16 protein-coding genes are annotated in these 21,425 nt (G+C 68.9%); 6 read left to right on the top strand and 10 right to left on the bottom strand.

Going from position 1 to position 21,425, the window contains the following annotated elements; genetic code table 11:
* Positions 1-263: 263 nt before the first annotated feature.
* Positions 264-3,617 (bottom strand): UvrD-helicase domain-containing protein, encoded by a 3,354-nt coding sequence (locus tag ACFSCU_RS08740; RefSeq protein ID WP_377560445.1) that lies wholly within the window; start codon positions 3,615-3,617, stop codon positions 264-266.
* A gap of 151 nt (positions 3,618-3,768) precedes the next feature.
* Positions 3,769-6,294, bottom strand: coding sequence for a PD-(D/E)XK nuclease family protein (locus ACFSCU_RS08735; protein WP_377560444.1), 2,526 nt, complete (start codon positions 6,292-6,294; stop codon positions 3,769-3,771).
* A 103-nt stretch (positions 6,295-6,397) separates the two neighbouring features.
* Between ACFSCU_RS08735 and trxA the strand changes: the two genes are divergently transcribed.
* The 5 genes from trxA to ACFSCU_RS08710 all read left to right on the top strand — a co-directional run bounded on the left by trxA (position 6,398) and on the right by ACFSCU_RS08710 (position 12,006).
* Entirely contained in the window at positions 6,398-6,730 is a 333-nt protein-coding gene (gene trxA, locus ACFSCU_RS08730) for a thioredoxin TrxA (protein WP_180549746.1), read from the top strand.
* A 239-nt stretch (positions 6,731-6,969) separates the two neighbouring features.
* Positions 6,970-8,235 (top strand): transcription termination factor Rho, encoded by a 1,266-nt coding sequence (gene rho, locus ACFSCU_RS08725; protein WP_333705343.1) that lies wholly within the window; start codon positions 6,970-6,972, stop codon positions 8,233-8,235.
* 248 nt (positions 8,236-8,483) lie between these two features.
* A complete protein-coding gene (locus ACFSCU_RS08720) occupies positions 8,484-8,738 on the top strand; it encodes a type B 50S ribosomal protein L31 (protein WP_180549748.1) in 255 nt (84 codons plus the stop codon).
* 117 nt (positions 8,739-8,855) lie between these two features.
* On the top strand, positions 8,856-10,565 hold the full coding sequence (locus tag ACFSCU_RS08715; protein ID WP_377560442.1) for a hypothetical protein: 1,710 nt from the start codon (positions 8,856-8,858) through the stop codon (positions 10,563-10,565).
* A 55-nt stretch (positions 10,566-10,620) separates the two neighbouring features.
* Positions 10,621-12,006, top strand: a complete 1,386-nt coding sequence (locus ACFSCU_RS08710; RefSeq protein WP_333705341.1) for an MATE family efflux transporter — start codon at positions 10,621-10,623, stop codon at positions 12,004-12,006.
* On the opposite strand, the gene phoR is transcribed toward ACFSCU_RS08710, so the two are convergent.
* From phoR to pstS, 7 genes are all read right to left on the bottom strand, one after another.
* Complete coding sequence (gene phoR / locus ACFSCU_RS08705; protein WP_377560441.1) at positions 11,981-13,342, bottom strand: phosphate regulon sensor histidine kinase PhoR; 1,362 nt, start codon at positions 13,340-13,342, stop codon at positions 11,981-11,983. The genes ACFSCU_RS08710 and phoR overlap by 26 nt on opposite strands.
* A gap of 36 nt (positions 13,343-13,378) precedes the next feature.
* Positions 13,379-14,107: a phosphate regulon transcriptional regulator PhoB gene (gene phoB / locus ACFSCU_RS08700; protein ID WP_180549749.1), complete on the bottom strand. Its 729-nt coding sequence runs from the start codon at positions 14,105-14,107 to the stop codon at positions 13,379-13,381.
* Positions 14,104-14,805 carry a phosphate signaling complex protein PhoU gene (gene phoU, locus ACFSCU_RS08695; RefSeq protein WP_377560440.1) on the bottom strand — a complete coding sequence of 234 codons (702 nt, stop codon included), beginning with the start codon at positions 14,803-14,805 and terminating at the stop codon, positions 14,104-14,106. Before phoU ends, phoB begins: the two co-directional genes overlap by 4 nt.
* Positions 14,806-14,825: 20 nt before the next feature.
* Positions 14,826-15,647 carry a phosphate ABC transporter ATP-binding protein PstB gene (gene pstB, locus ACFSCU_RS08690; protein ID WP_180549750.1) on the bottom strand — a complete coding sequence of 274 codons (822 nt, stop codon included), beginning with the start codon at positions 15,645-15,647 and terminating at the stop codon, positions 14,826-14,828.
* A gap of 42 nt (positions 15,648-15,689) precedes the next feature.
* A complete protein-coding gene (gene pstA, locus ACFSCU_RS08685) occupies positions 15,690-16,556 on the bottom strand; it encodes a phosphate ABC transporter permease PstA (RefSeq protein WP_180549751.1) in 867 nt (288 codons plus the stop codon).
* A gap of 1 nt (position 16,557) precedes the next feature.
* Positions 16,558-17,559 carry a phosphate ABC transporter permease subunit PstC gene (gene pstC / locus ACFSCU_RS08680; RefSeq protein ID WP_377560439.1) on the bottom strand — a complete coding sequence of 334 codons (1,002 nt, stop codon included), beginning with the start codon at positions 17,557-17,559 and terminating at the stop codon, positions 16,558-16,560.
* Between the two features lie 105 nt (positions 17,560-17,664).
* Complete coding sequence (pstS, locus tag ACFSCU_RS08675; RefSeq protein WP_377560438.1) at positions 17,665-18,690, bottom strand: phosphate ABC transporter substrate-binding protein PstS; 1,026 nt, start codon at positions 18,688-18,690, stop codon at positions 17,665-17,667.
* Between the two features lie 165 nt (positions 18,691-18,855).
* Between pstS and ACFSCU_RS08670 the strand changes: the two genes are divergently transcribed.
* Positions 18,856-20,364, top strand: a complete 1,509-nt coding sequence (locus ACFSCU_RS08670) for a Ppx/GppA phosphatase family protein (protein WP_180549753.1) — start codon at positions 18,856-18,858, stop codon at positions 20,362-20,364.
* Positions 20,365-20,621: 257 nt separating this feature from the next.
* On the opposite strand, the gene ACFSCU_RS08665 is transcribed toward ACFSCU_RS08670, so the two are convergent.
* Positions 20,622-21,371 (bottom strand): tyrosine-protein phosphatase, encoded by a 750-nt coding sequence (locus ACFSCU_RS08665; RefSeq protein WP_180549754.1) that lies wholly within the window; start codon positions 21,369-21,371, stop codon positions 20,622-20,624.
* Positions 21,372-21,425: the final 54 nt, after the last annotated feature.

Raw genomic sequence — 21,425 nt, 5'->3', positions numbered from 1 at the left:
GCGGTCAACTGCCGTTTCTAGGTTCAAGGGAGTATGTGTCTTTGGCGCCCGTCAGACGGGCGCTGGCGGTGACCCTATGGGGGAGTATCCAACTCCCCATGCCTGTGGGAGCGGGCTTGCCCGCGATGACCACCTGCAGCTTCATCACCGCCCCTGCGCGCACCAGCCCGCTCGCCCACCCGGGCCGAACCGGCTGATCCAACGAAGTCGGCACGCAGCCGATCCGCGCCGCGCCGCCGCACCCACTTCGCTTCCGCGGCCCTTCAAACCCGCGTCACCCGCCCATCCGCACTCAGGAACGCTGCCTGCACCTCGGCGCCCGGGTACAGCCGCGCCACCGCCGCGCGGTACTGCGCCAGCTGCGCCTGCAGCAGCGGGTCGTCCTCGGGCCGCGTGGCGCTCTTGTAATCCAGCACCCACCACGCCTCGCCGCCGTGCGGCCCGGCGCGGCGGCGCACCAGGCGGTCGATGCGCAGGCGCTGGCCCTGGTGCGTCAGTTCCACTTCGTCGAAGGCCTCCAGCACCTCGTCGGCGCGCCAGGCCCAGGCGGCTTCGCCGGTGTGGATGGCACGGGCCAGTGCCTCGGCGCGCGCGGCCTGCGCGTTGGTGACGGCAAAGCGGCGCACGGCCTGCGCCACGCGCTCGGCGTGCCAGCCGGTGGGGGTGTCGGCCGCGTGCTCCAGCAGCCAGTGCATGGCTTCGCCGAGGCGCGAGGCGTCGGTGGGCGCCGCGGGATCGGCTTCGATCACTATGCTTTCAGGAGCTGCTTGCGCTGATCCAGCAAGCGCTGAAGGCAGATTCAGCATGAAGAACGTGGTGGCAGCTTGCGCCGTCCCAGCCAGCGGCGCAGGTGCCGGTTCGATCGGCTCGGCCAGCGGCGCCAGGCGCTGCCACCAGCTGGACGCCGGCTGGCGGTAGGGTGTGACGCCGGACAGCACCAGCCGGTGGCGGGCGCGGGTCATGGCCACGTAGAGCGCGTTCAGCTCCTCGCGCGCGCGGGCGTCGGCCTCCTGCTGGGCCAGGTCGTGCAGGCTGGGCGGGGCCGCCTTGTCGCTGGTGAGGAAGGCCAGGCGCGTGGGCACGCGGGCTTGGCCGGGCCAGTCGATCAGCACCGCCGGGCCGTTGGCGCGGCCTTCGGGCGCGGCGGCGCTGTGCAGCAGCAGCACGGTGTCGGCCTCCAGCCCCTTGGCGCCGTGCACGGTGAGCAGGCGCACGGCGTTCTGCACCGCCGGGCGCGGCGCGGCCAGCGACTGGCGGCGCAGCGCGCGCAGCCACTGGTAGGCCGTCAGAAAGCGCCCGCCCTGCACCTGCAGCGCGGCGGCCAGCAGCGCGCGCAGATCGGCCAGCGTGGCGGCGCGCTCGGGCGGCGGCGCGGCGGCGGCAAAGCGGGCCAGGGCATCGCGGTGGTCGAAGATGGCCTGCAGCGCGTCGTGCGGAGGCAGGCTGAGCAGCCAAGCCTGGTACAGCATCAAATCGGCGTGCAGCGCTTGTGCATCCTGCGCGAGCAGCTCTGTTTTTGGTAGTGCGTCGAGCCAGGACGGGCGGGCAGAGCGCGCAGGTTGCGCTGCTGGCCCCTCACCCCCACCCTCTCCCCAGAGGGGCGAGGGAGGTTCCTCGCGTGCGGCACGCACGGTGAGGGCAATGCGCACCAGATCCTCGTCCGACAGGTTGAACAGCGGCGAGCGCAGCGCGTGTGCCAGCGACAGGTCGTGCCCCGGCGACACCAGCGCGTCGACCAGCGCCAGCACGTCGCGCACGGCGGGCAGCTGGCCCAGCACGCGGTCTTCGGGCTGCTCGCAGGCGATGCCCAGCGCCCGCAGTTCTTCGTGCAGCACGCTGAGCGGCGCGCGCTTGCGCGCCAGCACCATCAGCTCGCGCGCTGGCGTGCCGCTGGCCATTTGCGCCGCCAGCCAGTGCGCGGCCTGCTGGGCCTCCCGCGTCATCAGGGTCTCTTCCGGCAGTTCACGCGGCTCGGTCAGACTGTCGCGCCAGGCAGGCAGGTCGCCGCTGTCCTGCACTTTCTCGGGCCGCTCGATCAGCGGCAGGGCGGCCAGCCCACCCGTGGCGGCGGGCGATTCGGTGGTGTGCGGGCGAAAACCGGCGTAGTCGCCCACGGTCTGCGCCTGGCCCATCACGGCGTTGACGGCGGCCAGCACGGCGGGGGCGTTGCGGCGCGTGTGGTCGCAGGCCAGCAGGTCGCCGCCCAGCCCCTCGGTGATGAACTGCTGCGCGGCGATGAACACCTGCGGCTCGGCGCGGCGGAAGCGGTAGATGCTCTGCTTGGGATCGCCGACGATGAACACGCTGGGCCCCTCGCCACCGCCGCCCGCCCCGGCATAGCTTTGCAGCCAGGCGTGCAGCGCCTGCCATTGCAGCGGGTTGGTGTCCTGGAACTCGTCGATCAGCAGGTGGCGCACGCGCGCATCCAGCCTCTGCTGCACCCAGCCGGAAAGCACGTCGTCGCTCAGCAGCGTGAGCGCGGCGCGCTCGATGTCGCCCATGTCGATCCAGCCGCGCTCTTGTTTCAGGAGCGAAAACTCATGGATCAGCGGGCGCGCGAGGCGCGTGAGGCGCTGGTGGTAGACGCGCGCCTGGTGCTGCTTCTGCGCCGCCAGCAGACGCTGCAATTCGGCTTCTGCCTCTTGCGCGGCCTCGAACTTCTCCAGGTGCTTGGTCAGGCGATCCTCCGACGCCACGAAGCAGGCCTTGCGCAGCGCGGCCAAGCATTCGCCAGCATCGGCGAGCGCCAGCGCGTCGATGATGGCGGCGGCAGCCTTCTGCGGCGTCTTGGCCGATTCGGCGCCCAGCGCGCGGGCGCGCGCCTGCCAGCGGGCGATGGCGGCCTCGGCCAGCAACGCGTCGCAGGGCTGGTCGAAGCCGGCGAATTCGGCGTACACCTTGCCAGCCGGCGCCACGGCCTCCTCCACGTGCCCGGCGTCGTCGGCCAGCGTGAATTCGACCCGCTTGTCGAGCGCCGAGGCCAGCGCCTCGTGCGCGCGGGTGCGGCCGAGTTGCGCCACCAGCGCGGCGTAGTCGGCGCGCAGCCCGGCATCGGCCGCCACGCGCGGCAGCCAGCGGCGCCACAGCTCGGCGACGGCGTCGGTGGTGTCTTCCAGCAGTTCGTAGCTGGCCGGCAGGCCCAGGTCGGCCAGCGCCTGCAGCGGCGCGCTGCGCAACAGCGCGGCGAACCAGCTGTGGAAGGTGCGGATCTGCACCGGGCGGCCGTGGGCCAGCACGGATTGATATAGATTTTGTAGCTGCTCGCGCTGGTTGGAAGCCACCTGCGGCTCGATTCCTCTTGAAACCAGTTCGGCATGCAGACGCTGCTGCCATTGCGCCGGTGTTTCGTCGCCGCGCGGGCGCGCGAAGTCGGCCAGCAATTCCTGCAGCCGCTGGCGCATCTCGCCCGCCGCCTTCTTGGTGAAGGTGATGGCCAGGATCTCCTGCGGCTCGGCGCCGTCCAGCAGCGCGCGCAGGATGCGCGACACCAGCATCCAGGTCTTGCCCGCGCCGGCGCAGGCCTCCACCGCCACGTGGCGGCGCGGGTCGCAGGCGATGGCGTAGAAGGCGTCGCGCGAGCAGGGGGTGCCGTTGTGTTCGTAGGCGGGGGCGCTCATTGGACAGCCCCCGAAAACCGAACAGCCGGACGCAGAGGACGCAAAAACTCGCAGAGGACGCAGAAGAAAGGCAATTTGGTTTTCGTTTTGCGTCCTCTGCGAAACCTTTGCGTCCTCTGCGTCCGGCTGTTGGGCTTGAAAGCGTCACTCATCACGGCTGGCTCCAGAAGTCCTTGCGGCACAGCCCGCGCGCCGCGCACCAGTCGCAGGCGCTGCCTTCGCCCAGCGCGGGCAGCGGCGCGCCGGCGGCCATGCGCGCCAGGTCGTGCTGGATGCCGTCGGCCAGCAGCGCGGCCAGGGCGGTGATGTCGGGGCTTTCGTGCAGCTTGGCGGGGTCGCGCTCGCCCACGTTCAGGTAGGCGGCGCGCGGCGTGTCGTGGCCGGTGAGCAGGGCGTAGAACGCCAGTTGCGTGTCCTCGGTGCCGGCCTTGAGGCGCGATTCGGTGCGCGTGGCCGATTCGGTCTTGTAGTCGATGACCAGCGGGCTGCCGTCGGGCTGACGGTCCAGGCGGTCCAGCCGGCCGTGCAGTTGCAGCGCGCCCAGCGCCAGCTCGTGGTTCACCTCAGCGGCCTCGAAGCGGGCACCGGTAGATTCATGCGCCTGCAGCCACTGCAGGTAGCCGTCGCGCAGCGCGGGCCAGGCGACGGAGAACGGCAGGAACTCGCCCTCCTCCAGCGTCAGCGCGTGCGCGGCCTCGGTGGCGGCGCGGTCCATCAGCGCCACGCGGTCGGCCTCGGGGGCGGCGCGCAGCGCGGTGTGGAAGGCGCTGAGCACGGCGTGCACCCAGGTGCCGAAGTCGCGCTTGTCCACGTCCACATCCAGCTCGCCGTCTTCCGCCAGGCCCAACTGGCGCAGCGCGAAGAAGCGGTAAGGGCAGCCGCGCAACTGTTCGTAGGCACTGGCGGACAGCCGCGTGACGGGCAGCGCGGCGCCACTGGGCGCGGGGCGGGCCACGGGCGTGGCCGCCACTTCGTGCGCCAAACGAGGGGCCATCCCTTGTGTGACAAGCGCGGGCAGCTCCTGAAATTGAAGCGCCTGCACCAGGGGCGAAGGCAGCAGCGCCTCGCCGCTGTCGTCGCCCTGGCGCCACAGCACGTCGACCTGCGGCACGGCCAGGGCCAGCTGCCAGGCGGCCTGCTGGGCCTGGCGCAGTTCCTCGCGGCTGGGCAGGCGCAGCAGCTCGCGCTGGGCGGCGCTCCAGGGGCCACTGGGTTCGGGCGCGGCGGGCAGGCGCTGCTCGTCGGCGCCGGGCAGCACCAGCGCGGCCAGCGGGCGGCCGAGCAGCTGGCTCATCGGCAGCACGATGACGTCGGGCGCGGGGGCGGCGGGCGGCTTGAACGACGCCGCCTCCAGCGTGGTGCGCACCCATTGCGTGAATTCGGCCAGGCGCAGGCGGCGCTCGGCGTGCGGGTGGGCCACGTCGACCAGATCGCCCGCATAGCCCAGCGCGCCCAGCACGGCCTGACCGGCGGCGTCCTGCGCCAGCGGCGCCCACAGGCCGCAGGCGCGCAGGGCGCCGTGCAGGCTGTCCTGCCAGCTGCCCAGGCTGCGCGTGCCCTGCAGGCTGGCGCGCACGGCTTCGACGGCGCCGACGAATTCATCATCCGCCATCAGCACGGCGGCGCGCGGCCAGTCGCGCACGGCGTCGCGGCGCAGGCGGCGCTCCAGCGCAACGAGTTCAGGGCCGGCGAAGGCCGGGCTGAGCTTGAGCCAGTCGAGCACGGCATCGGACGAGGCGCGCGGCGCGCCGGCGGCCAGCAGCGCCACCACGCCGGCGGCGGCGTGGGTGGTGGAGAGCTTCCACCCCGTTTCGTCGCGCATCCGCACACCACGCGTGGCCAGCAGCGCGCTGATGCGGCGCGTGAGCACGCGGTCGCCCGCCACCAGGCCCACCGGCGCGCGGCCTTCGTGCAGGTGCCGCAGCACGCAGGCGGCGGCGCGCTCGGCCTCGTCCTCGGCGTCCATGCAGGCGTGCAGGGCGATCTGGCCGGGCGGTGGCGGCTCGGGCCAGGGCAGGTGCACGGTCTTCTCGAAATAGTGTTCGGCCAGCGACAGCACCAGCGGGTCGGGCTGCAGGCCGGGGGCGATGAGCAGCGCGTCCAGCGCGGCGCCCACGCGCGGGCCGAACAGCACGTCGCTGGCGTAGTCCGAGGTGCCGGCCCAGGCCACGGCCAGGCGCGCCAGGGCGGCGTCGAGCTTGAGCGGGCCGTCGCCGGCCGATGGCATGGCGCCCTGCGCCAGCGCCATCCAGTCGGGGCGCATGGCGGCGGGCACGCTGGCGGCCAGGCGCGCCAGCTGGGTGGCCTGCTCGACCAGCGGGCCGGCCAGCGCGGCGCGCTGTTGGCGCAGGCCCGCGCCTTCGAGCAGCGAGGCGGCGGTGAGCAGGTCGCGCCCCGGGTCGAAGCTCACATCGTTCGGCCCTGGCGCGAAGTCGGCGCAGCGCGTGGCCCAGTTGTGCGTGGTCTCGAAGCGCGGCGCAAAGCCGTCCGGGAACTTCGCCGCCCACAGGCGCGCCGCCACGGGCAGCAGCTGGGCGTAGGGCAGCAGCACCACGCTGCGCGCCGGGTGCGCGCCCAGCGCGCGCAACTGGGCGTCGACCTGCGCCAGCAGCGCATCCCAGGCCGCCAGCACGGGCTGGCCAGCCGCGGCAGGATCGATTTCAGCTGTCACGGTCATAGCGTCGGGCGGTGCGAGGGGGGCACAAACGGTCTTGGGGTTTCTGTCAAAATGGTCCTCACTGTATCTGGTCGATTCGACCGCAACTCCCAAGGAATTCCTCATGGCCAACGATTTGATCAAACATGTGAACGACAGCTCTTTCGAAGCCGATGTGCTGCAGTCCGACAAGCCCGTGCTGGTCGACTTCTGGGCCGAGTGGTGCGGCCCCTGCAAGGCCATCGCACCCACGCTGGACGAGCTGGCCACCGCCTACGACGGCAAGCTGCAGATCGCCAAGATCAACGTCGACGAGAACCGCACCATCCCGGCCAAGTTCGGCATCCGCGGCATTCCCACGCTGATGGTGTTCAAGAACGGCCAGCTGGCCGCCACCAAGGTGGGCGCGCTGACCAAGGCGCAGCTGTCGCAGTTCATCGACCAGCAACTGGCCTGATGCCGCCGGCCGGCAGGCCGGACGCGCCCTGCCGGGGCGCGCTTTTTTTTCCTGTCATAATCGTTTCTCGAAAGCTGGTGCTCAGGTAGGCGCCAGCCCGGCGCCTGAATCACAGCGCGCCCTGCCAGCCCCACTCTCGAGCTGGCCAACCTCCCCCGATCTTTCCTTTCAGATTTCCTGTCCACCCCGACCGGTCGATCCGCCGAAGGATCGCAGGTTCCTCGCAACCGCCGACCCCCATGCACCTGAACGAACTCAAAGCACTGCACGTTTCCGAATTGCTGAAGCAGGCCGAAACGCTCGAAATAGACAACGCGGGCCGCATGCGCAAGCAGGAGCTGATGTTCGCGATCATCAAGAAGCGCGCCAAGGCCGGCGAGCAGGTGTTCGCCGACGGCGTGCTGGAAATCCTGCCGGACGGCTTCGGCTTTCTGCGCAGCCCCGACACCAGCTTCACCGCCAGTACGGACGACATCTACATCAGCCCCAGCCAGGTGCGCCGCTTCAACCTGCACACCGGCGACATGATCGAGGGCGAGGTGCGCATCCCCAAGGATGGCGAGCGCTACTTCGCGCTGACCAAGCTGGACGCCGTCAACGGCGGCCCGCCGGAGCAGAACAAGCACAAGGTGATGTTCGAGAACCTCACCCCGCTGTTCCCGCGCGAGCAGATGAAGCTGGAGCGTGACGCGTTCAAGGGCGAGGAGAACATCACCGGCCGCGTGATCGACGTCATCGCCCCCATCGGCAAGGGCCAGCGCGCGCTGATCGTGGCGCCGCCCAAGAGCGGCAAGACGGTGATGATGCAGACCATCGCCCACGCCATCAGCGCCAACTACCCCGACAGCCACATGATGGTGCTGCTGGTCGACGAGCGGCCCGAAGAGGTGACCGACATGCAGCGCTCGGTCAAGGGCGAGGTGATCGCCTCCACTTTCGACGAACCGGCCGCGCGCCACGTGCACGTGGCCGAGATGGTGATCGAGCGCGCCAAGCGCCTGGTCGAGCTGAAGAAGGACGTGGTGATCCTGCTGGACTCCATCACCCGCCTGGCGCGTGCCTACAACAACGTCGTGCCCTCGTCGGGCAAGGTGCTGACCGGCGGCGTGGACGCCAACGCCCTGCACCGCCCCAAGCGCTTTCTGGGAGCGGCCCGCAATGTGGAGGAAGGCGGCAGCCTGACCATCATCGCCACCGCGCTGATCGACACCGGCAGCCGCATGGACGAGGTGATCTTCGAGGAGTTCAAGGGCACCGGCAACAGCGAGATCCACCTGGACCGCCGCCTGTACGAGAAGCGCGTGTTCCCCAGCATCCAGCTCAACCGCTCGGGCACCCGCCGCGAAGAACTGCTGCTGGCGCCCGAGGTGCTGCAGAAGACCCGCATCCTGCGCCAGTTCATGTACAACATGGACGAGATCGAGGCGATGGAAATGGTCATCAAGAGCATGAAGGCGACCAAGACCAACGTCGAATTCTTCGACATGATGCGCCGCGGCGGCTGACCCGCCCTGCCCCGACCTCAGGCGCATGCACGGCATGCGCTTTTGTTTTGATAGCTGCTTGCGCCCGATATGCAAGCATTTCAGATACTTTTCAACCTGAAATCAAGCAACAGCAAGCGCAAGCAGCTACTAAAATTAAAGCAATCAAGGCGGCCACGGTACTGCGCTGCCCACTATAATGCTGGGTTTCGTGGAAAGTACGCCGGATGGGCCGGCGCGGCTGCCGCAACTGCACACAAGGATTCATCATGCGCGAAGGCATTCACCCCAACTACCGCGAAGTCTGCTTCGTGGACCTGTCCAACGGCTTCAAGTTCGTCACCCGTTCCTGCGTCAACACCAAGGAAACGGTGAAGATGGACGATGGCCGCGAGTTGCCGCTGTTCAAGCTCGACACCTCCAGCGAATCGCACCCCTTCTACACCGGCACGCAGAAGTCGGTCGACAACATGGGCGGCCGCGTCGAGAAGTTCCGCAACCGCTTCGGCAAGGTCGCGCGCTAAGCACGCCACAGGCGCCCTGCCCCCAGCCGGGCCCTGGCAGGAAAGCAGCACGGTTTCGTGCTGCTTTTTTTTCGCGCTCCTCCGGCAGAATCGGCCGGTGATCCTCTTGCGCTCGCCTTGAACAAGCCCAGCCCCGCCATCGTCACCCAGGACGCCGTGCGCCGCCTGCCGCGCTGGGCGCTGCTGCTGCTGTGCGTGGCGTACATCGTGCCCGGCTACGTGGGCCGCGCGCCGTGGAAGAACGCCGACATCGCCAGCTTTGGCTACATGCTGTCGCTGCTGGACGCCGGCCACTGGCGCGAGTGGCTGCAGCCGTCGATGATGGGCATGGCCCCAGACACCGGTGCCCTGCTGCCCTACTGGCTCGGCGCCTGGGCCATGCAGTGGCTGGGGCCGCTGGGCATGGCGCCCGAACTGGCCGTGCGCGTGCCCTACGTGCTGATGCTGGCCGGCACCCTGGCGGCCACGTGGTACGCCGTGTTCCACCTGGCGCGCCACCCCAGCGCGCAGCCGGTGGCCTTTGCCTTCGGCGGCGAGCCGGCACCGCTGGACTACGCCCGCGCCCTGGCCGACGGCAGCCTGCTGGCGCTGATCGCCACGCTGGGGCTGGCGCAGTTCTCGCACGAGACAACGCCCGCGCTGGCGCAGCTGTTCTTCGGCACCCTGGTGTTCTACGGGCTGGCGGCGCTGCCCACGCGCACGATGGGCGCCACCGCGGGGCTGCTGGCGGGCACCGTGGGGCTCACGCTGTCGGGCGCGCCGTTCACCGTGCTGATCTACCTGGGCCTGAGCCTGACCGCGCTGGCGCTGCCCGGCCCCACGCACGCCAGCGGCGGCGCGCGCGCGCGCGCCCTGCTCACGCTGCTGGCCCTGTTGCTGCTGTGCCTGGGCCTGGGCTGGGCGCTCGAGCTGTTCCGCTGGCAGCTGGCGCCCTGGCGCACGCAGTGGACGGAATGGCGCTCGCTGTTCCAGCTGGGCCTGTGGTTCACCTGGCCCGCCTGGCCGCTGGTGCTGTGGACGCTGTGGCGCTGGCGCCGGCAGCTGGCCTCGCTGCGCCAGCAGCGCCACCTGGGCTTGCCGCTGGTCATCGCCAGCGTGCCGGTGCTGACCACGGTGGCCACGCTGGCCGGCGACCGCGCCCTGCTGCTGGCGCTGCCGGCGCTGGCGGCGCTGGCGGCGCTGGCGCTGCCCACGTTCCAGCGCAGCGTGGCCTCGCTGATCGACTGGTTCACGGTGCTGTTCTTCACCGGCTGGGCCATCGTCATCTGGGTGGTGTGGGTGGCCATGGAAACCGGCGTGCCCGCCAAGCCGGCGGCCAACGTGGCGCGGTTGGCGCCGGGCTTCGAGCCGGTGTTCCAGTGGCCGGCCTTCGTCGCCGCCATGGCCGGCACGCTGGCCTGGATCGCCCTGGCACGCTGGCGCACCGGGCGCCACCGCACCGCGCTGTGGAAGAGCCTGGTGCTGCCCGCCGCCGGCGCCACGCTGTGCTGGCTGCTGCTGATGACGCTGTGGCTGCCGGCGCTGGATTACGGCCGCAGCTTTGCGCCGCAGATGCGCGAGGTGCGCGCGCTGGTGGGCGATGCGCCCTGCGTGGAAGTGCACGGCCTGGGCGCGCCGCAGGTGGCGGCGGTGCGCTTTCACGGCGGCTGGCAGCCGACGCCGGCACGCGGACCGGTGCAGTGCCCGTGGCTGCTGGTCGACGTGGACGCGCAGGCCAGCCTGCCGGCCACCGTGACCATGGCCCACTGGCGCCTGGAAGAGCGCGTGCGCCGCCCCACCGACGACAACGAGAGCCTGATGGTGTTCCGCCGCGTGGTGACACCGTGAACTCCTTTATTGATAGCTGCCTGCGCTTGCCAGACGGTCGCTGGAGCCCGATTTGATGCCTGAAACCGGCGCATCGCCGCTGCTCCCGCCGTCGCGCGCTGCCGAGCTGCGCACCATCGGCAGCCATGCCGGCGTGGTGCTGGTCGGCCAGCTGGCGGTGATGGCCTTTGGCGTCACCGACACGGTGGTGGCGGGCCGCTATTCCGAAACCGCGCTGGCCGCGCTGGCCGTGGGCACGGCCGTCTACATCAGCGTCTACGTCGGCCTGATGGGCATCCTGCAGGCGTTGCTGCCGGTGTGGGCCGAGCTGCACGGCAGCCGGCGCAACGCCGCCGTGGGGCCGTCGGTGCGGCAGTCGCTGTACCTGTGCGCAGCCACCATCGTGGTCGGCATGGTGGCCCTGCTGTCACCCGGCCCGCTGCTCAACGCCGCCGGCGTGCCGGCCGAGCTGCAGGTGGAAGTGCGCCGCTACCTGGCGGTGCTGGCCTGGGCCCTGCCGCCGGCGCTGCTGTTTCGCCTTTACAGCACGCTGAACCAGAGCCTGGGCAAGCCGCGCCTGGTGTCGGCGCTGCAGATCGGCTCGCTGGGGCTGAAGATTCCGCTGTCGGTGTGGTTCACCTTCGGCGGCGCCGGGCTGCCGGCGCAGGGCGCGGCCGGCTGCGCCTGGGCCACGCTGGTGGTCAATTACGCGCTGCTGGGCTTTGCGCTGTGGCTGCTGCTCACGCAGGGCTTCTACCGCCCCTACGCGCTGTGGCGCCGCATGGAGCGGCCCGACTGGCCGCAGCTCGGCGCCTTCCTGCGCCTGGGCATTCCGGCTGGGCTGGCGGTGCTGGTGGAGGTGTCGTCGTTCACCTTCATGGCGCTGTTCATCTCGCGCATGGGCACCACGGCAGCGGCGGGGCACCAGATCGCCTCCAACATGGCCGCCGTGCTGTACATGGTGCCGTTGGCGCTGGGCATTGCCACCAGCGCCCGCACCAGCTACTGGCTGGGTGCCGGGCAGCCGGGGCTGGCGCGGCGCGCCACCTGGCTGGGCCTGGGCAGCACCATGGCGCTGGCGGCAGTGATGGCCACGGCGCTGGCCCTGCTGGCGCGCCCGATCGCGGCGCTGTACGTCAGCCAGCCGGCCATCATCGCCGTGGCGGCGGGCCTGCTGGTGTGGGTGGCACTGTACCACCTGGGCGATGCGGTGCAGGCCGTGAGCCTGTTCGTGCTGCGCAGCTACCGCATCACGCTGTCGCCGCTGCTGATCTACGGCGTGTTCCTGTGGGGCCTGGGGCTGACGGGCGGCTACCGCTGGGCCTTCCACGGCCTGGGCGGCGTGCCGCGCTGGGCCGATCCGGGCGCCTTCTGGCTGGCCAGCGCGGGCTCGCTCGGGCTGGTGGCCCTGCTGTTCCTGGCGCTGCTGGTGCGCGTCACGCGGCGGCTGCCAGCGCGCTGACGGCCGCGGCCCCTGCGGGCAGCGGGCGCACGCGCGGCGGCGGAAACACCAGCGCGAAGGTCGAGCCCTTGCCCAGCTGGCTGCTCACCTGCAATTCACCGCCATGGCGCTGCGCCACGTGCTTGGTGATGGCCAACCCCAGCCCGGTGCCGCCGGATTCGCGCGAACGGCTGCGGTCGACGCGGTAGAAGCGCTCGCCCAGGCGCGGCACGTGCTCGGGCGCGATGCCGGGGCCGGTGTCGGTGACCGACAGGCGCGCGCCGCCGTCGGGCAGGCGCTCCCAGTGCACGTCGATGGTGCCGCCGGCCGGCGTGTAGCGCACGGCGTTGTTGATCAGGTTGGAGACGGCGCTGCGCAGCTCGCTGGCGGCGCCGGTCAGCTCGAACGGCGGCGGCGCGTCGAAGTACAGCCTCTGCGGCCGTGCGTCGTCGGGATGCAGCAGCTCGGACAGCCCGCGCGCCTCGTTCTCGCACTGGGCCATCAGCGCCCCCAGATCGACCACCTCGTTGACGCCGGGCAAGGGGCTGCCTTCGAGGCGCGACAGCAGCAGCAGGTCGTTCACCAGTGTCTGCATGCGCGCCGACTGCGCGGCCATCAGCTCCAGGTACTTGGCGCGCTCCGGCTCGGTCAGCGGCAGGCTCTGCATGGTCTCGACGAAGCCGGCCAGCACCGTCAGCGGGGTGCGGATCTCGTGCGACACGTTGGCCACGAAATCGCGCCGCATGGCGTCGGCCTGCGCCAGCGCGGTGATGTCGCGCGACAGCATCAGCTTGTGGCCGCTGCCGTAGGGGTGCAGCTGCACCGACAGCTTGACCGGCTGGCTGGCGGTGCCGCCGCGGCCGAACATCTTGACCTCGCGCTCGTAGTTGCGGCTGGCGTAGTAGGCGGCGAACGCCGGCTCGCGCACCAGGTTGCTCACGTGCTGCAGCAGGTCGCGCTGCGGATGGATGCCGAAATGCAGCCCGGCGATGTCGTTGCACCATTCGATGCGGCCTTCCGGGTCCAGCAGGATCACGCCATTGGGCGAGGCCTGGATGGCGGCCAGGAAATCGGTGAGGCGCTGGGCGCTGTCGCGCGCCTTCTGCTGTTCGGCCCGCAGCGCCCGGGCCGTGCGGTAGGACGCCTCGCCCCACAGGCCGCGCAGCACGGGCGGTGCGGAGGTATCGGGCTCGCGGCTCCAGTCGATGAAGCGCCGGCCGCACACCGAATCCACGCCCCAGACGATGGCCGCGCCCAGCACCACGCCGGCCAGCGCGCCCGGCCAGCCGAGCCACCCCCCGCCGATCCCGCCGAGGACCAGCAGCGTCAGGATGAAGGAAAGAATCCGGAGGGCCATGATGAGGACCGCGTGCGCAACGCGGGCCCCACGATATCAGGAAGAGGTGGCCGCCTGCGCGCCCTGCAGTTGTGCCAGCGGCTGCGCCGTCAGGCGGTAGCCGGCGCCGCGCACGGTTTCGATCAGCACGCCGGCCACGCCCAGCGCCTCGCGCAGGCGCTTGACATGCACGTCCACCGTGCGCTCCTCGATGAAGACGTGGTCGCCCCACACCTTGTCGAGCAGCTGGCCGCGGCTGTGCACGCGCTCGGCGTTCTTCATGAAGTAGTGCAGCAGCTTGAACTCGGTCGGGCCCATCCTCAGCATCTGGCCGTCGTACGAGACGCGGTGCGTGGACGCATCCAGCAGCAGCGGCCCGATGGCCACCGAGCCGCCCACCTGCTCGGGCGCGCGGCGGCGCAGCACGGCGCGGATGCGCGCCAGCATCTCCTTGGTGGAGAAGGGCTTGATGATGTAGTCGTCGGCGCCGGCATCCAGCCCGGCCACGCGGTCGGCCTCGTCGCCGCGCGCGGTCAGCATCAGGATGGGTACGGCCTTGGTGCGCGGGTCCTTGCGCCATTTCTTGGCCAGCGACAGGCCGCTTTCGCCCGGCAGCATCCAGTCGAGCAGGATGACGTCGGGCAGCACGGCGTCCAGCTCGCGCTGGGCGGCTTCGCTGTCCATGGCCCAGGTGGGCTGGAAGCCGTTGTGCCGCAGGTTCACGGCGATCAGTTCTGCGATGGGCGCCTCATCCTCGACGATGAGGACGCGTGGCATGGTTCTCATTGCGTGATCGACTCCACGTGCTCCAGCGCGCTGTGGCGCACATCGGTGCCCTTGACGATGTAGATGATGAATTCGGCGATGTTCTTGGCATGGTCGCCGATGCGTTCGATGGCCTTGGCCAGGGTCAGCAGATCGAGGCTGGCCGATATGGTGCGCGGGTCTTCCATCATGTAGGTGATGAGCTTGCGCACGAAGCCGTCGAACTCCTCGTCGATGTGATCGTCGTCGCGGATGATGGCCACCGCGTCATCCACCGACAGGCGCGCGAAGGCATCCAGCGCCTTGCGCAGCTGCTCGCCGGCCAGGTCGGCGGCGTGGCGCAGTTCGGCCGTGGGCAGCACGCGCGCCTTGCCCGAATCGATGATGCGCTTGACCATGCGCGCGATCTTTGCGGCCTCGTCGCCCACGCGCTCCAGGTTGGCCGTGGTCTTGGAGATCGCCAGCAGCAGGCGCAGGTCGATGGCCGTGGGCTGGCGGCGCGCGATGATGTTGGACAGCGCGCGGTCGATCTCCAGCTCCAGCGCGTTCACGCGCGCCTCCTCCTTTTCCACCTGGTCGGCCACCTCGACGCTGAACTCGGACAGCGCGTAGATCGCCTGCCTGATCTGCATCTCGACCAAGCCACCCAGTTCCAGCACGTTGGACGAAACGCTGTTGAGTTCGCTGTCGAACTGGCTGGACAAATGCTTGTCGTACATGGACACGTCTCCTGGTGTTGTCAGCCGAAGCGGCCCGTGATGTAGTCTTCGGTCTCTTTGCGTTTGGGCTTGAAGAACAGCTCTTCCGTGGCCCCGAATTCGATCAGCTCGCCCAGGTACATGTAGGCGGTGTAGTCGCTCACGCGCGCCGCCTGCTGCATGTTGTGCGTGACGATGGCGATGGTGTAGTCGCGCTTCAGTTCGTGCACCAGCTCTTCCACCTTGCCGGTGGAGATGGGGTCGAGCGCCGAGGTCGGCTCGTCCAGCAGCAGGATCGAGGGCTTCACGGCCACGCTGCGCGCGATGCACAGGCGCTGCTGCTGGCCGCCGGACAGCGACAGGCCATTCTGGCCCAGCTTGTCCTTGACCTCGTTCCACAGCGCGGCCTTCGACAGCGCCCACTCCACGCGCTCGTCCATGTCGGCCTTGTTCAGGTTCTCGTACAGGCGCACGCCGAAGGCGATGTTGTCGTAGATGGTCATCGGGAACGGCGTCGGCTTCTGAAACACCATGCCGACCTGGGCGCGCAGCAGGTTGACGTCAACGCTGGGGTCAAGTACGTTTTTGCCGTACAGCAGGATCTCGCCCACCGCGCGCTGGCCCGGGTACAGGCTGTACATGCGGTTGAGCGTGCGCAGCAGCGTCGACTTGCCGCAGCCCGACGGGCCGATGAACGCCGTCGCCTTGTGCTCCGGGATCGACAGGTTGACGTTCTTCAGGCCCTGGAATCCATTGCCGTAGAAGAAGTCGAGGTTCTTGATTTCCAGTGCCAGGCGCTCCTGGTCAAAACTGACGCCATTGCCGCGAATGCTGGCTTGCGGGACGCGGGTCGCAACTTCCATGATGAATCCTTGTTGAATTTTTTAGGCGATACGGGCGGGCGCTCAGTGGCCGGCCGATTTTTCGCGGAAGAACACCCGCGCCACGATGTTGATGATCAGCACCGTCAGCGTGATCAGCAGCGCGCCGCCCCAGGCCAGGCGAATCCAGTTGTCGTACGGGCTCATGGCGAACTGGAAGATCACCACCGGCAGGTTGGCCATGGGCTGGCTCATGTTGGTGCTGAAGAACTGGTTGTTCAGCGCGGTGAACAGCAGCGGCGCGGTTTCGCCGCTGACGCGCGCAATCGCCAGCAGCAGGCCGGTGATGACGCCGCTCTTGGCTGCGCGCAGCGTGATCATGAGCGACACCTTCCAGCGCGGCGCGCCCAGGGCGGCGGCCGCCTCGCGCAGGCTGCCGGGCACCAGGCGCAGCATGTTTTCGGTCGTGCGCACCACCACCGGAATGGCGATCAGCGACAGCGCCAGCGAACCGGCAAAGCCCGAGAACTGGCCCATCGGCGCCACCAGGATGGCGTAGACGAACAGGCCCAGCACGATGGACGGCGCCGACAGCATGATGTCGGTGACGAAGCGGGTGAACTCGGCGGTCTTGCTCTCGTCGCCGTATTCGGCCAGGTAGATGCCGGCCAGGATGCCGACCGGGGTGGACACCAGCACCGTCAGGCCCAGCATCATCAGGCTGCCGACGATGGCGTTGCGCAGGCCACCGCCTTCGGAGCCCGGAGCCGGCGTGTCGCGCGTGAACATGTTCCAGTCGACCGCTGCAAGGCCCTTGCTGAGCAGCACGAACAAGATCCACAAGAGCACAACAAGGCCCAACGCCATGGCCGCCATCGAAAGTGCAAGCCCAATGGCGTTGGCGGACTTGCGCTTCTTGTAGAGCGCGCTTTCCAGTTTAATCGTCGCCATCTCAGGTCCCCTTGGCGCGCTCGGCGCGCAATATCATGATCTTGGCCAGCGCCAGTACGACGAACGTGATAACGAACAGTAGAAAGCCCAGTGCAAACAGCGTCGACAGATGCAAGTCGGCTGCCTCGCCAAACTCGTTGGCGAGCACCGAGGCAATCGATGTGCCAGGCGAGAAAAGCGACGTCGGCATACGGTTGGCATTACCGATCACAAAGGTGACGGCCATGGTCTCGCCAAGGGCGCGGCCCAGCCCCAGCATGATGCCGCCGATGACGCCCTTCTGCGTGTAGGGCAGCACCACCCTGCGCACAACCTCCCAAGTTGTGCAGCCCAGACCGTAGGCGGATTCACGCAGAATCGGCGGCACGATCTCGAACACGTCGCGCATCACGGCAGCGATGTAGGGCAGGATCATGAATGCCAGCACGATGCCGGCGGCCAGGATGCCCATGCCATTGATGGCGCCGCCGAACATCCAGCCGATCAGCGGCATGCCGCCCAGCAGGCTCTGCAGCGGTGTCTGGATGAAGTCGGCAAAGATCGGCGCGAACACGAACAGGCCGAACATGCCATAGATGATCGAAGGCACTGCCGCCAGCAGTTCAATGGCCGTACCCAGGGGACGCCGCAGCCACGTCGGGCAGTTTTCAGTTAGAAATAACGCGATGCCAAACGCTAGAGGCACCGCGATGAACAATGCGATGCTGGCACTCAACACCGTGCCCACGACCGCAATGGCAGCACCAAACTGCTCGTTGATGATGTCCCATTCGGCTGTCCAAAGAAACTTCAGGCCGAATGTCTTGAAGGTCGGCCATGCGTTCAGGAACAGGGATACGATAATCCCAAGCAGCGCCGCCAGCACGAGCAGCGAGAAAGCCTGCGTGCCGCGATGAAAAAGCACGTCCTGCCAACGCTGGCGGCGCGCGATGGCCACCATGCGGGGGGCGATCAGGCTGGTTGCCTTGTCTGGCGAATGCGGCAGATTGTTGATGGACGTCATTCCCACGCTCATACAGTCCTCATCACGCTCATTATGGTTTGTGCGGCTTGAAATCGGCCCGGCAGGCACTGGCTGCGCCTGCCGGGCCGCGCTCTGAACCAGGCGTTACTTGGCGATCTGCGACCAGACCTTGGAGCGAATATCGTTCGTCAGACTGTCGGGCAGCGCAACATAGTCCAGCTCGGCCGCCATCTGCTTGCCGTTCTTGAACGCCCAGTCGAAGAACTTCAGCACTTCGGCGGACTGAGCCTTGTCGGTCGGCTGCTTGTACATCAGGATGAAGGACGCCGTCGACACCGGCCAGGACTTGTCGCCCTTGGCATCCACCATCGACACGCCCATGCCCGGCACGCTGAACCAGTCCACGCCCGCTGCTGCCGACGCGAACGCCTCATCGTCGGGGCTCACGTACTTGCCAGCCTTGTTCTGCAGCTGCATGAAGTTCATGTTGTTCTTTTTAGCGTAGGCGTACTCCACATAACCGACAGAACCCTTGATGCGGTTGACGTTGGCGGCCACGCCCTCGTTGCCCTTGCCGCCGACCGACGTCGGGGCGGGCCATTTGACCGCGGCACCCCTGCCCACTTTGTCGGCGAAATCCTTGCTCACCGTGCTCAGGTAGTCGGTCCAGTTGAACGTGGTGCCCGATCCGTCAGCACGATGCACCACGGTGATGACTTGGTCTGGCAGGTTCTTGCCGGGGTTGAGGGCGGCGATTTTGGGGTCGTTCCATTTCGTGATATTGCCCAGGAACATGTCGGCAAGCACGGGGCCGGTGATGCGCAGCTCGCCCGGCTTGAAACCATCGAGGTTGATGACCGGAACGGTTCCGCCAATGATGGCCGGAAACTGCACCAAGCCGTCTTTATCCAGTTCTTCGCCTTTGAGCGGGGCATCGGTGGCACCAAATGCCACAGTCTTGGCACGGATCTGGCGAATGCCGCCGGACGAGCCGATCGACTGGTAGTTCAGGCCGGTGCCGGTTTCCTTCTTGTAGGCCTCGGCCCACTTGGCGTAGATCGGGTACGGAAAGGTCGCGCCGGCGCCCGTGATATCGGCCGCTAAGGCCGCGGTGCTGACGAAGGCGCCCAGCGCCGTGACGGCCAGGGCCTTGAGGAAGGTACGTTTCATGGAAAAAATCCTTGGTAGGGGTTAAGGCAGACAGGGCGACTGTATTTAGCCAATGTGACAACTTCGTGACATCACACAAGCACGCGACGGCGCCAGCGTGCCCCGTGGAATGCGCCACAATCGGCAGCGACTTCTTTGCGGCGCCACCAGGCGCCAGCCTCATCTATGCAATCCGGCACCCGTCTTGCGGCTGTGGACCTGGGCTCCAACAGCTTCCGTCTCGAAATCGCCCGCCTGGAGCTGGGACAGCTCCAGCGCATGGAATACCACAAGGAGACCGTGCGCCAGGGCGCGGGGCTGGACGCCGACCGTTGCCTGTCGCAGGACGCGATGCAACGCGGCTGGAACTGCCTGGCCCGTTTTGCCGAGCGGCTGGCCGGCTTTGCGCCCAACCAGGTGCGCGCGGTGGCCACGCAAACGCTGCGCGAGGCGCGCAACCGCGAGGAATTTCTCACCGTCGCGCAGCAGATCCTGGGCTTTCCGATCGACGTCATCGCCGGCCGCGAGGAGGCGCGCCTGATCTACCAGGGCGTGGCGCACATGCTGCCGCAGTCGGACGAGCGCCGCCTGGTGCTGGACATCGGCGGCCGCTCGACCGAGCTGATCATCGGCACCGAGTACACGCCGCACACCATGGAGTCGTACCGCGTGGGCAGCGTGGCCTGGTCGATGCGCTACTTTGCCGACCAGCAGCTGAATGCCAAGAACTTCGAGCGCGCCGAGATCGCCGCCAAGGCGGTGCTCGACGACGCCATCAGCACCCACGGGCGCAAGCACTGGGACGTGGCCTACGGCTGCTCGGGCACCGTGGGCGCGATCGCCGACACGCTGCTGCTGGCCGGGCGCACGTCCGAGCGCTACCTGATCACGCGCGAGGGCCTCGACTGGCTGCGCGACAAGCTGATCAAGGCCGGCCGCTTCGACGCCATCAAGCTCGAAGGCATCAAGGACGAGCGCAAGGCCGTCATCGGCGGCGGCCTGGCGGTGCTGCGTGCGCTGTTCGACTTGCTGGGCATCGAGCGCCTGCAGTACGCCTACGGCGCGCTGCGCCACGGCGCGCTGTACGACATGCTGGACCGCCAGCACCAGAAGACCGACGTGCGCGCCGCCGCCATCGAGGCGCTGGCCGCCAAGTTCAGCGCCGACAAGACGCAGGCCGAGCGCGTGGCGCGCACCGCGCTGCACCTGTTCAACCAGCTGGCGGTGGGGCTGAAGAAAAAGCAGCGCCCCGAGGCCGAGCGCCAGATCGAATGGGCCGCGCGCCTGCACGAGATCGGCTCGCGCATCTCGCACGCCGACTACCACAAGCACGGCGCCTACATCCTCGACCACGCCGACGTCTCGGGCTTCGCCATGCACGAGCTGCACGACCTGAGCCAACTGGTGCTGGGCCACCGTGGCAAGCTGCGCAAGCTGGAGGCGCGCTTCGGCCAGCCGCTGTTCATGCGCCAGCTGCTGGCGCTGCGGCTGGCCGTCATCCTGTGCCATGCGCGGCAGGACCCGGACTGCGTCGACATCCAGGTCAGCCCCGACGCCGAGCCGGCGCGCGGCTTCACCCTGAGCTGCCGCCCCGGCTGGGCCGAGGCCTGGCCGCAGTCGGCCCACCTGCTGCGCGAGGAAGTGGTGGCGTGGCAGAAGACGCCATGGGGTTTGCAGTTCGCCGCGCGGGACTGAGGCCCGCAACTGAACTTCCCAAGGGGAGTATGCACCTCTAGCGCCCGCCAGACGGGCGCTGGTGGATTGCATATGGGGGAGTATCTGTTGCCTCAGCGCCGTAGACCCACTTTGGGTCCGGGCTTGCCCGCGATGCGGCGCGTCTGAACAGCAGGCGCTGTCATCGCGGGCAAGCCCCTTCCCACCAGCAGCTCGACGCGCCGCAGTGAATGGAAGCCGCACAGCCCACCAGGCCGGCGGCCCGCCCTCACAACCGCTCAATCGTGCTGCAGATACCAGCGCTTGAGCTGCGCGCGCTCGGCCTCGCCCACGCCCAGCGCGCGCGACAGGTAGGGCTGCACGCCGCCGTAGTCGGCGTCCACGGCGTGCAGCGCGGCGTCGAGGAACTCCTGCTGCACGCGCCACAGCACGTGCAGCACCTCGCGCGGCGCGCGGGCGTCGGGCAGCGCCGGCATGCGGTACAGGTCGTTGGTGAGCAGGTAGTCCTGCATCACCACGTCGCGCGGCACGTCCAGCGCCAGCAGGATCAGCGCGGCGGCGAAGCCGGTGCGGTCCTTGCCGGCGGTGCAGTGAAACACCAGCGGCGCGTCGCTGTCCAGCAGGTGCTGGAACAGCGCGGCAAAGCGCGCCGCGTTGTCGTGCACGAAGGCGCGGTAGGTCTCCTGCATCAGCTCCACCGTGTGCGCGGGCGTCACGGCCTTGCCGGCGTCCAGCAGGTCCTTCATGCGCTGCACCACCGTGGGCTCGATGGGCAGCGGATGCTGGGCCACGCCGGGCAGCTCGTAGGGCACGGCGGCGCGCTCGTCGCGGCCGCGAAAGTCGAACACGCGCGTGACGCCGAGCGACGTGAACACCTCGGCATCCTGGGGCGTCAGGGCCGCCAGGTGGTCGGAGCGGAACAGCCGCCGCCAGCGCACCGGGCGCGCGTCGGCGCCGGTGTAGCCGCCCAGGTCGCGGAAGTTGCTGGCACCGGCGAGCTTGAGGGAGCGATCAGGATCGGTAGACATGGGCGCATTGTGGGCCAAGCGCAGGTCGCACCGGCGCCGCACCCGGCGTCGCGC

This window comes from Ottowia beijingensis, assembly GCF_042680925.1.
Taxonomy (GTDB): Bacteria; Pseudomonadota; Gammaproteobacteria; order Burkholderiales; family Burkholderiaceae_C; genus Ottowia; species Ottowia beijingensis.
This window is presented reverse-complemented; position numbering and strand designations above follow the sequence as displayed.

Bases quoted from the DNA above. Each gene is read 5' to 3' on its own strand.
- trxA (WP_180549746.1), top strand. From the start codon at position 6,398: ATGGCCAACGATTTGATCAAACATGTGAACGACAGCTCTTTCGAAGCC.
- phoR (WP_377560441.1), bottom strand. From the start codon at position 13,342: ATGGCCCTCCGGATTCTTTCCTTCATCCTGACGCTGCTGGTCCTCGGC.
- ACFSCU_RS08670 (WP_180549753.1), top strand. From the start codon at position 18,856: ATGCAATCCGGCACCCGTCTTGCGGCTGTGGACCTGGGCTCCAACAGC.
- phoB (WP_180549749.1), bottom strand. From the start codon at position 14,107: ATGAGAACCATGCCACGCGTCCTCATCGTCGAGGATGAGGCGCCCATC.
- ACFSCU_RS08735 (WP_377560444.1), bottom strand. From the start codon at position 6,294: ATGACCGTGACAGCTGAAATCGATCCTGCCGCGGCTGGCCAGCCCGTG.
- pstA (WP_180549751.1), bottom strand. From the start codon at position 16,556: ATGGCGACGATTAAACTGGAAAGCGCGCTCTACAAGAAGCGCAAGTCC.
- pstC (WP_377560439.1), bottom strand. From the start codon at position 17,559: ATGACGTCCATCAACAATCTGCCGCATTCGCCAGACAAGGCAACCAGC.
- rho (WP_333705343.1), top strand. From the start codon at position 6,970: ATGCACCTGAACGAACTCAAAGCACTGCACGTTTCCGAATTGCTGAAG.
- ACFSCU_RS08740 (WP_377560445.1), bottom strand. From the start codon at position 3,617: ATGAGCGCCCCCGCCTACGAACACAACGGCACCCCCTGCTCGCGCGAC.
- phoU (WP_377560440.1), bottom strand. From the start codon at position 14,805: ATGTACGACAAGCATTTGTCCAGCCAGTTCGACAGCGAACTCAACAGC.
- pstB (WP_180549750.1), bottom strand. From the start codon at position 15,647: ATGGAAGTTGCGACCCGCGTCCCGCAAGCCAGCATTCGCGGCAATGGC.
- ACFSCU_RS08710 (WP_333705341.1), top strand. From the start codon at position 10,621: ATGCCTGAAACCGGCGCATCGCCGCTGCTCCCGCCGTCGCGCGCTGCC.
- ACFSCU_RS08665 (WP_180549754.1), bottom strand. From the start codon at position 21,371: ATGTCTACCGATCCTGATCGCTCCCTCAAGCTCGCCGGTGCCAGCAAC.
- pstS (WP_377560438.1), bottom strand. From the start codon at position 18,690: ATGAAACGTACCTTCCTCAAGGCCCTGGCCGTCACGGCGCTGGGCGCC.
- ACFSCU_RS08720 (WP_180549748.1), top strand. From the start codon at position 8,484: ATGCGCGAAGGCATTCACCCCAACTACCGCGAAGTCTGCTTCGTGGAC.